Source organism: Grimontia sp. AD028 (assembly GCF_000973155.1).
Classification (GTDB): Bacteria; Pseudomonadota; Gammaproteobacteria; order Enterobacterales; family Vibrionaceae; genus Enterovibrio; species Enterovibrio indicus.
Genome location: NZ_LASY01000095.1, coordinates 22,656 through 30,446, shown reverse-complemented (window position 1 = coordinate 30,446; position 7,791 = coordinate 22,656). Strand labels below are relative to the sequence as shown.

Sequence of the window (7,791 nt, the reverse complement as noted above, 5' to 3'; positions counted from 1 at the left end):
GCTTAGAGCAGAACCCTTCGGGCAGCGTTTGTGGGGAATTTCTGCTGCGTTATCGGCTTCTCATGTAGGCCAGCTACACATCGAAGCCTCTGCCTTGCATAAAATCCCCACAAACTGCTGCAAAAATCATCACCAAAGGCCAACAGCCCCTAGGACTCAACCTGACACTAAAAAGCGAGCTTGGCTCGCTTTTTTGTTTTTCTGCAAAGGTAGGCAGCCTCTATTGATGAATTCCCCGTAAAAGTGATCTCAGTCGTATTACTCTACGTTCCTACTAGGGTCACTCACGTTTCGTGGAGTTGGGTATGTCGGAGCTTGCCATAGACCTGGCGCGAATTCAGTTTGCGTTCACTGTGTCTTTTCACATCATATTCCCTGCCTTTTCTATTGGGCTCGCCAGCTATATCACTGTGCTGGAAGCGCTGCACTTGAAAACCAAGCAACATCAGTACCTTGAGCTTTCCAAATACTGGACGAAAATCTTTGCTGTCACGTTCGGCATGGGGGTGGTGAGCGGTATTGTTATGAGCTATCAGTTCGGCACGAACTGGGGTGTCTTTTCAGACAAAACCGGCCCAGTACTTGGGCCTTTGATGGGCTATGAAGTGCTTACCGCGTTTTTCCTCGAAGCGGGTTTCCTCGGCATTATGCTCTTCGGTCGCGAGCGAGTCGGTCCTAAACTTCATTTCCTGGCCGTTGCAGTCGTCGCATTTGGCACCTTACTGTCTGCCACCTGGATACTGTCAGTGAACAGTTGGATGCAAACCCCTGCTGGGTTTGATTTCAATGACAAAGGCCAATTTATCGTCACAGACTGGTTCGAAGTCGTGTTCAATCCGTCCTTCCCTTATCGCCTGATTCACATGGTCATTGCTGCGTATCTGACAACGGCCTTTATGGTGGCGGGTGTCGGTGCTTGGCATTTACTGCGCGCGCCTCACAATGAGCTGGGCCGGATAAGCCTTTCGATGGGCATGTGGATGGCGGTTTTGGTCACGCCGGTTCAAATTGTTGCTGGTGACCTTCATGGGCTCAACACGCTGGAACACCAGCCAATGAAAGTTGCGGCCATGGAAGGACACTTCGAAACTCAGAAAGGCGCTCCACTTATCCTGTTTGGTATTCCGAATGAGGAAACCGAAACGGTTGACTACAAAGTCGAAATTCCAAAATTGGGTAGCATTATTCTTACCCATTCTATTGATGGCGAGATCAAAGGTCTTAAGTCTGTCCCGCCTGAAGAAAGGCCGCCTGTTGCTACTGTGTTCTGGAGTTTCCGAATTATGGTGGGTATTGGTTTCTTAATGCTGGGTATGGGGTTGGTGTCCCTGTGGCTACGTTACAAGAAAACCTTGTACGAAACGGCTTGGTTCCTAAGGACCTGCGTATATGCCGCACCTTGTGGCTTTTTGGCAATATTGGCGGGATGGGTGACTACCGAAGTGGGACGTCAGCCATACACGGTATACGGATTACTCAGGACGTCGGAGTCCGTGTCGCCGATTGATGCCAGTGCGGTCGGTGCTTCGCTCGCTGTGTTCGTGGTGGTCTATTTCGTGATATTTGGTGCGGGTATCTACTACCTACTGAAACTGATGAGAAAATCGCCGACCAAGTACGAGCAGGATTTGGATGGGCGCATTGTTACTCGACTTTCACATGGTAACTCAACCAAAGATATTACCGTGAATCCAGAGCCGGCCTCAGGTAAGGAGTCATAATGGATTACGCACTTATCTGGGCGGTGATAATCGCTTTTGCCGTATTTGCCTACGTCATTCTTGATGGCTTCGACCTTGGTGTTGGCATACTGTTTCCTTCGCTCAATGATGACGAAAAAGATGCCGCAATGAACTCTATTGCCCCCATCTGGGATGGCAATGAAACTTGGCTGGTATTGGGTGGGGGAGGACTGTTCGCAGTCTTCCCTTTGGCCTACGCCATCATCATGCCTGCAGTCTACGCACCAATCATTGCGATGCTGATTGGCCTCATATTCCGTGGAGTTGCGTTTGAATACCGCTATCGAACCAAAAAAGGCCGTTACCTATGGGACTGGTCTTTCGCGGGCGGTTCGATGGTTGCAACCTTTTCCCAAGGGATGATTCTCGGCACCTTGTTACAAGGAATTGAAGTTGCAGACAGGCAATACGCTGGGGGCTGGTTTGACTGGCTGACGCCTTTTTCCCTTTTTTGTGGTCTTGCAGTAACGGCGGGGTATACCTTGCTCGGTGGCTGTTGGCTCCTTATCAAAACGTCAGGGAGCATTGAGGAGAAGCTGTTTCTGAAGTGCAAAAAACTCACCTTATTGTTCCTCGGAGCCATCGGTGTGGTGAGTGTTTGGCTTCCGTTTATCTCCAGCGATATCGCCGCGCGATGGTTTACTTTCCCGAACGCTGCTGGCTTTTTCCTCATTCCGGCCATTTCAGCGTTTGCAGCTTATCAACTGTGGTATGCGTTGGGTACGCGAAGGGCTGGTGCAGCTTACTGTTGGACACTGATGATTTACCTGATGGCGTTCGCTGGTTTTGCCATCAGCATTTTCCCTTACATGGTGCCAAGAGCGGTGACCCTTTGGGATGCAGCTGCTCCAGACAACAGTCTTGCATTCTTGTTCGCTGGAGCCGTGGTTCTTCTCCCAATCATCATCATTTATTCTGCGTATTCCTATTGGGTATTCCGCGGCAAAGTCAGAGCAGATGAGGGATACCATGAATAAACAGAGCAAGGCGTTTGCGTGGTTTATCGGCCTATGGGTGGCGGGTGTATTGGCTGTGACAGCACTTGCTTATTTCATTCGTTACACCATGCAGTGGGTCGGATTAGTCTGATCGCATAGCCATTTCAGCCACCCGCTCGGCTTTAAAACTGGATATCTATCCAGTTGTTCATTATCCTAACCACAATTATTAGCAACAATTTGAGTTTTAATTGTGATTGGCCGATTACGTGGAATTTTGCTTGAAAAGCAACCCCCTGAAATCCTGCTGGAAGTTAATGGCGTGGGTTACGAAGTCAGTATGCCTATGAGCTGTTTTTATGAATTGCCAGAAGTGGGTGAAGAAGCAATTGTTTACACTCACTTCGTCGTACGTGAAGACGCGCAGCTCCTCTATGGGTTTAACACTACCATCGAACGTGCTTTATTCCGCGAAGTCATCAAAGCCAATGGTGTTGGTCCTAAACTGGGCCTGGCGATCCTTTCCGGTATGACGGCAACTCAATTTGTCGAAAGCGTCGAGCGCGAAGATGTGTCTACCTTGGTCAAAATCCCGGGTGTAGGTAAGAAAACCGCAGAGCGTTTGGTGATCGAAATGCGTGATCGCCTGAAAAACTGGCATGCCTTCGACCTGTTTACCCCACATGCCGATGCGGCGGCCCGTCGTGCGACAAGCAATGAAACCGTTGTTGCTGCATCGAATGATCCGAAAGATGAAGCGATCAGTGCGCTTATCGCGCTGGGATACAAAGCTGCACAGGCTGAAAAAGTGGTCAAGCAAGTGGCCGTTGATGGCATGAAGAGCGAGGCGATCATCCGTGATGCGCTGCGCTCAATGGTCTAATAGGGTGATTTGGAATGATTGAAGCTGATCGACTGATGGGCACGGTACCTCCGAGCCGTGAAGACGACGTCATTGACCGCGCTATTCGCCCGAAGATGCTGTCGGATTATCAAGGTCAGGATCACGTCCGTGATCAGATGGAAATCTTTATCCATGCGGCGCGTAAACGTGAAGAAGCCCTCGACCATTTGCTTATCTTTGGGCCTCCAGGTCTGGGTAAAACCACGCTGGCAAATATTGTTGCTAACGAGATGGAAGTGAGTATCCGCACAACCTCAGGGCCTGTACTGGAAAAAGCCGGTGACTTGGCGGCGCTGCTGACCAATCTTGAGCCAAACGATGTGCTTTTCATTGATGAAATTCACCGCTTGAGCCCTGTCGTGGAAGAAGTATTGTATCCAGCGATGGAAGACTACCAACTGGATATCATGATTGGTGAAGGCCCCGCTGCGCGTTCTATCAAGATCGACTTGCCACCATTTACGCTGGTGGGCGCAACGACACGTGCTGGCTCATTGACCTCGCCACTGCGTGACCGCTTCGGCATCACTCAGCGCCTCGAGTACTACAACATCGCTGATCTCAAAGGCATTGTTCAACGCAGTGCAAATTGCCTGAATCTGGATATGGATGAAGAAGGGGCGTTTGAAATTGCCCGTCGTGCCCGCGGCACACCCCGTATCGCGAACCGTTTGCTTCGCCGTGTTCGAGATTATGCGGAAGTCAAAGCTGATGGTCGTATCAATGCGGATGTGGCGTCAAAAGCCTTGGATATGCTAGATGTCGACAATCAGGGTTTCGATTACATGGACAGAAAACTTCTCACAGCAATTATCGAGAAGTTTGATGGTGGTCCCGTGGGGTTGGATAACCTCGCTGCGGCAATTGGTGAAGCCAAAGACACGATAGAAGATGTGCTCGAACCTTATCTCATCCAACAAGGTTACCTGCAGCGCACCCCAAGAGGGCGTATTGCAAGCCAACGTGCTTACCTGCATTTCGGTTTTGATATGCCGGAATAAGTACTCTTTCCAAAAATTCTCTCAAAGGCCAGCCTGATATGCTGGCCTTTTCTATTTCATTTTCGTGGACAATACTTCTAATGCGATAGCTCCGTGCAAGAAAAGCGTTGAGTTGGCAACGGAAAAATTATTCGCTGTCTTGATCTGGATCTTGTATTCCCAACGTTTGTGCGACCTAAGTTGATTAATTTGACAGCAGTCAATGTGAGATTGGTCCAAATGCTTTGAAGCACGTCGATAGAATGTTTAATATTAGCCAGCACTATATTAGGAATCGCTTAACAAAATCCTAACCAGTGCGGCACATTCGTGCAACATAAAGAGGGATGGCTGTTTACACGGTCCCCGTAAGGAAGCTCAGTTAAGCGCGGGCTATAAGGCTCGCAGGTGATTAAGCATTTACTTAACGATACGTAAGTGTCGTGCGTCAGTCAGCCTGACGATGAAGGAGTTACTATGTTAACTGATATTGTTGATCTGTCGCGGTTCCAGTTTGCACTGACTGCGATGTATCACTTCTTGTTTGTCCCACTGACTCTGGGTATGGCGTTTCTGCTAGCCATCATGGAGTCGTTGTATGTGATGACCGATAAGCAGATCTACAAGGACATGACCAAGTTCTGGGGTAAGCTGTTTGGTATTAACTTTGCGTTGGGCGTCGCTACCGGCCTCACCATGGAGTTCCAGTTTGGTACTAACTGGGCATACTATTCTCACTATGTCGGCGATATTTTCGGTGCCCCTCTGGCTATCGAAGCGCTGATGGCCTTCTTCCTGGAATCTACCCTTGTCGGTATGTTCTTCTTCGGTTGGGACCGTCTCTCCAAGCGCCAACACCTTACCGTCACATGGCTGACCGCCATTGGCTCCAACTTTTCTGCGCTTTGGATTCTCGTCGCTAACGGCTGGATGCAAAACCCTGTGGGTGCTGAGTTCAACTTCGAAAGCATGCGAATGGAAATGGTGAGCTTTGCTGAAGTTGTACTTAACCCGGTTGCGCAGGTGAAATTTGTTCACACCGTTGCGGCAGGTTACACCACAGGTGCCATGTTTGTTCTGGGTATCAGTGCTTACTACCTGCTTAAAGGTCGTGACGTTGCGTTTGCGCGCCGCTCTTTCGCGATTGCTGCATCTTTTGGTATGGCGGGCATTCTGTCTACTATCGTACTGGGTGACGAATCTGGCTATGAGCTGGGCGACGTTCAGAAAGTCAAACTGGCCGCCATCGAAGCGGAATGGCATACAGAGCCAGCACCAGCTGCTTTCACCGTATTTGGTTTCCCTAATCAAGAAACCATGGAAACGGATTACGCGATTAAAATCCCTTACGTGATGGGCATCATCGCGACACGTTCTTTCGACAAGCAAGTAACGGGTTTACATGACATCGTTGATGAGCACGAAGCACGTATTCGTAACGGTATGATTGCTTACGGCTTGCTTGAAAAATTACGTGCAGGTGAAAGAACACCTGAAAATCTGGCTGCGTTTGATGACGTGAAGAAAGACCTTGGTTTTGGTCTGCTGTTGAAACAACAAACACCAAACGTTGTTGATGCGACAGAAGCACAAATCAAACAAGCGGCAAAAGACTCTATTCCTCAGGTAGCACCGCTATTCTGGAGCTTCCGCATCATGGTAGCGTGTGGCTTCGCAATGCTGTTCATCTTCGGTATGGCGTTCTATCAAACTTGTCGCCAGAAAATCGATGAAAAACCATGGCTTCTCAAACTGGCGCTATTTGGTATTCCATTGCCGTGGATTGCCTGTGAAGCAGGTTGGTTCGTTGCTGAGTATGGTCGTCAGCCTTGGGCGGTGGGTGAAATTCTGCCAGTGCACATGGCAGCATCTAATCTTCCTGCGTCAGAAATCATCACTTCACTGGTTGCGATCGTTGCACTGTACACAGTGTTCTTGATTGCTGAAGTGTACCTGATGGTTAAATTCGCGCGCTTAGGCCCTAGCAGCCTAAAAACAGGCCGTTATCACTTTGAAAAGCTAAAGAGTCCGGAAACGGATCTTGCGCGTCAAGTTGAAGCATAAGGAGAGCGTGAGACATGTTTGAATACGAGATTCTACGTCTGATCTGGTGGGCACTGATTGGTGTTCTGCTGATCGGCTTCGCGATTACCGATGGCTTTGATATGGGTGTCGGCGCGCTGGTGCCAGTTATTGGTAAAACCGATAACGAGCGCCGCGTGATGATTAACTCCATTGCGCCTCACTGGGATGGTAACCAAGTTTGGTTGATCACCGCGGGTGGTGCGCTGTTCGCAGCGTGGCCGTTGGTCTATGCAGTGTCGTTCTCAGGTTTCTACCTGGCGATGATTCTGACACTGGCGGCTTTGTGGTTCCGTCCAATTGGTTTTGACTACCGTTCGAAAATTGAAGACCCACGCTGGCGTAAAAGCTGGGACTGGGGCATTTTCGTGGGTAGTTTCGTGCCGCCAATCATCTTTGGTGTGGCATTTGGTAACTTGCTGCAAGGTGTACCGTTTGAACTGAACGAGTTCCTGATCCCAACTTACCGTGGTTCTTTCTTTGGCCTGCTGAATCCATTTGCGATTCTATGTGGTTTGGTCAGCTTGTTCATGATCGTGACGCAAGGCGCGACTTACCTTCAGATGAAAACCACTGATGCGCTGCACGTTCGTGCACGTAACGTGGCGCAGATTTCAGCGATTCTGACTGCAGTATGTTTTGCACTTGCTGGCTTCTGGGCGCAAAGCATTGAAGGCTATGTGATCACCAGCGAAATCATGACCAATGCAACGTCGAACCCATTGAACAAAGAAGTGATGACCTTAACCGGTGCACTGTTCAATAACTACGAAGCTTACCCGCTACTGTGGGCTGCACCGGCGTTGGCGGTATTTATGCCACTGTTGGTTGCTGTATGTGCACGTTTCGAGCGTGACGGTTTTGCGTTCTTGTTCAACAGCCTTGCAATTGCGGGTGTGATTTTGACGGCAGGTTTTGCGATGTTCCCATTCGTGATGCCTTCTAGCTTGTTCCCAGATCACAGCCTAACAATGTGGGATGCGACGTCGAGCGAGTTGACGCTGAACATTATGACGGGCGTAGCGATTGTGATGGTGCCAATCATCCTGTCTTACACCGCATGGTGTTACTACAAGATGTTCGGCCGTCTTGATGACAAGTTCATCGAAGAAAACAAAACCTCACTGTACTAAGAGAAGGAGTTA

The 7,791-nt window shown here is 49.4% G+C and carries 7 protein-coding genes; all 7 read left to right on the top strand.

Annotation, left to right across the window (positions count from 1 at the left end):
* Positions 1-305: 305 nt before the first annotated feature.
* Positions 306-1,721 carry a cytochrome ubiquinol oxidase subunit I gene (locus RN22_RS19125; protein ID WP_046306760.1) on the top strand — a complete coding sequence of 472 codons (1,416 nt, stop codon included), beginning with the start codon at positions 306-308 and terminating at the stop codon, positions 1,719-1,721.
* Complete coding sequence (gene cydB, locus RN22_RS19120) at positions 1,721-2,719, top strand: cytochrome d ubiquinol oxidase subunit II (protein ID WP_046306759.1); 999 nt, start codon at positions 1,721-1,723, stop codon at positions 2,717-2,719. The genes RN22_RS19125 and cydB (RN22_RS19120) overlap by 1 nt, the downstream gene beginning before the upstream one ends.
* On the top strand, positions 2,712-2,831 hold the full coding sequence (locus tag RN22_RS25015; RefSeq protein ID WP_156168233.1) for a DUF2474 family protein: 120 nt from the start codon (positions 2,712-2,714) through the stop codon (positions 2,829-2,831). Before cydB (RN22_RS19120) ends, RN22_RS25015 begins: the two co-directional genes overlap by 8 nt.
* Positions 2,832-2,933: 102 nt before the next feature.
* The gene (ruvA, locus tag RN22_RS19115) at positions 2,934-3,563 is read left to right on the top strand and encodes a Holliday junction branch migration protein RuvA (RefSeq protein ID WP_046306758.1); all 630 of its coding nucleotides are present in this window, start codon (positions 2,934-2,936) and stop codon (positions 3,561-3,563) included.
* Between the two features lie 14 nt (positions 3,564-3,577).
* Positions 3,578-4,585 carry a Holliday junction branch migration DNA helicase RuvB gene (ruvB, locus tag RN22_RS19110; protein ID WP_046306757.1) on the top strand — a complete coding sequence of 336 codons (1,008 nt, stop codon included), beginning with the start codon at positions 3,578-3,580 and terminating at the stop codon, positions 4,583-4,585.
* A gap of 456 nt (positions 4,586-5,041) precedes the next feature.
* Positions 5,042-6,628 carry a cytochrome ubiquinol oxidase subunit I gene (gene cydA / locus RN22_RS19105; RefSeq protein WP_046306755.1) on the top strand — a complete coding sequence of 529 codons (1,587 nt, stop codon included), beginning with the start codon at positions 5,042-5,044 and terminating at the stop codon, positions 6,626-6,628.
* 14 nt (positions 6,629-6,642) lie between these two features.
* Complete coding sequence (gene cydB, locus RN22_RS19100) at positions 6,643-7,779, top strand: cytochrome d ubiquinol oxidase subunit II (RefSeq protein WP_046306752.1); 1,137 nt, start codon at positions 6,643-6,645, stop codon at positions 7,777-7,779.
* Positions 7,780-7,791: the final 12 nt, after the last annotated feature.

Coding starts and splice junctions, on each gene's coding strand:
- RN22_RS19125 (WP_046306760.1), top strand. CDS start 306: ATGTCGGAGCTTGCCATAGACCTGGCGCGAATTCAGTTTGCGTTCACT.
- cydB (WP_046306759.1), top strand. CDS start 1,721: ATGGATTACGCACTTATCTGGGCGGTGATAATCGCTTTTGCCGTATTT.
- RN22_RS25015 (WP_156168233.1), top strand. CDS start 2,712: ATGAATAAACAGAGCAAGGCGTTTGCGTGGTTTATCGGCCTATGGGTG.
- ruvB (WP_046306757.1), top strand. CDS start 3,578: ATGATTGAAGCTGATCGACTGATGGGCACGGTACCTCCGAGCCGTGAA.
- cydA (WP_046306755.1), top strand. CDS start 5,042: ATGTTAACTGATATTGTTGATCTGTCGCGGTTCCAGTTTGCACTGACT.
- cydB (WP_046306752.1), top strand. CDS start 6,643: ATGTTTGAATACGAGATTCTACGTCTGATCTGGTGGGCACTGATTGGT.